Consider the following 1,817-nt stretch of genomic DNA (forward strand, 5'->3'; position numbering starts at 1 on the left):
AGAAAATATCACGTCGGACGATGATATGACTAATTACCGCTCTTACTGTGGTGAAGTGAGGTTCCTTCGTGCTTATGCCTATTACCGACTTGTACAGGCTTTTGGTCCGGTAACTATTTTGCGTAGTAATACTCAAACCGACATGACCCGTTCAACGATCAATGCTGTATATAAATATGTTCTTGAAGATCTACAGTATACGATGGACCATACTCCGAGATTACGTCCGAATGAAATGGCTCATTATGGTGCTGTCACTGCTTTCTCGGCAGAGATGCTTGCAGCAAAGATACATCTGAATCAGGGTAATTATGGAGAAGTTGAAACATTGACAGATGATATTATCGGTAGCAAGAAATTTAAGCTTTATGATGATTACTATAATTTATTCAAGATTCCGGGTAAGGTTTGTGATGAATCGTTATTCGAATGTCAGTGTACTGACTTTGGTCTTGGGTCAGGTGATATGGTAGATGCTGATAACTGGTTTGTATTCCAAGGACCGGCGAACGACGGAAATATTTCAGGCTGGGGATTTATCGGTATATATAAAGATTTCCGTGATTGGGCAGCGGCTCGTGGTGAGACTATCCGTGCTACGACTTCGTTCCTGTTGGCTGGTACAACTACTCCAAGCGGTGATGTGATTCGTGAATTGCAGAACTCTACTCAAACAGATTGCTGGAATGGAAAAGCTTATACTCCGACAAATCAGTTGACACCAGGTCGTACCAAATATGGTGCAAATAACAATGTACGTATATTCCGTTACGCTGATGTATTATTGATGAATGCAGAAGCTAAGGTACGTTTGGGCAAGGATGGTGATGCGTCATTGAAACTTGTACGTGATCGTGCGGGAATGTCCGAGATTGATGGTGCGACTGTAGACCAAATCCTTGATGAACGCCGTATGGAACTTGTTTGTGAGTGGGGAGAACGTTACAATGACTTGATTCGTACCGGTAAGGCTGCTTCTGTGCTTGGTTCCAAAGGATGGACTGAAGATAAAACCTATTATCCGCTTCCTTTCGATCAGGTATCTAATATCCCAAGTCTGACGAACGAACCGATTGACGAGTAATTATGTCTAAATAAAATTAGGAAATGACAGGAATAGTAAAAAAGATATTACTAAGTTCTGGGATAGCGTTCTCTGCCTTGGCAGGGAACGCATTACCACCGGAAGATTCTATAAAAGTAGTAAAAGGACAGGTAAGCGACTACTATATCCCGGTAGTAAATCAATACGAAATAACCGGAACGGTTGTAGATGAACGGGGTAATCCGCTTGAAGGGGCTACCGTTATGTTTTTCTCGAGTCCGGTTCATTGTAACACGAACATAGAAGGCCGTTATACGTTGAAGGCTACTGATAACGATGTGCATCTTTATGCCTATTATCCGGGAAAATCTTTTGCCAATGTAAAACGTGCTGTTGACGACCGGCAAGTGAAAATCGTTATGCAATCAGGAAAGCATAAGTCTGTGCAGCGTCAGCCTGCTCAAGCTACAAGGTGGTATGACCCTGCGCATCCTGTCACTCGTACCTATTGTAATCCTATGAATATTAGTTATAACTATGAACCTTATAACAACAATGTTCAGTCTAACGGATCGTTCAGATCTTCTGCCGATCCGATGGGATTAATTTATAAAGATGAGTATTTCCTGTTTTCCACGAACCAGGGAGGCTTCCATTATTCAAAGAATCTAAGTGACTGGGAATTTGCTCCGGCCTCTTTCCAGCGTCGTCCTACGGACGACGATATGTGTGCTCCGGCAGCATTTGTAAGCGGAGATACGCTGTTCTATAC

2 protein-coding genes are annotated in these 1,817 nt (G+C 42.6%); both read left to right on the plus strand.

Annotation, left to right across the window (positions count from 1 at the left end):
* Nucleotides 1-1,084: RagB/SusD family nutrient uptake outer membrane protein (locus AB5935_RS25065; RefSeq protein ID WP_368327762.1), on the plus strand; the 1,084-nt coding region annotated here is incomplete at its 5' end.
* 23 nt (nucleotides 1,085-1,107) lie between these two features.
* Nucleotides 1,108-1,817, plus strand: a 710-nt coding sequence (locus AB5935_RS25070; RefSeq protein ID WP_368327763.1) for a carboxypeptidase-like regulatory domain-containing protein, incomplete at its 3' end; no start/stop codon positions are given.

It is taken from the genome of Phocaeicola sp. RTP21198st1_B8_RTP21198_201120 (assembly GCF_040929485.1).
GTDB classification, from domain to species: Bacteria; Bacteroidota; Bacteroidia; order Bacteroidales; family Bacteroidaceae; genus Phocaeicola; species Phocaeicola dorei.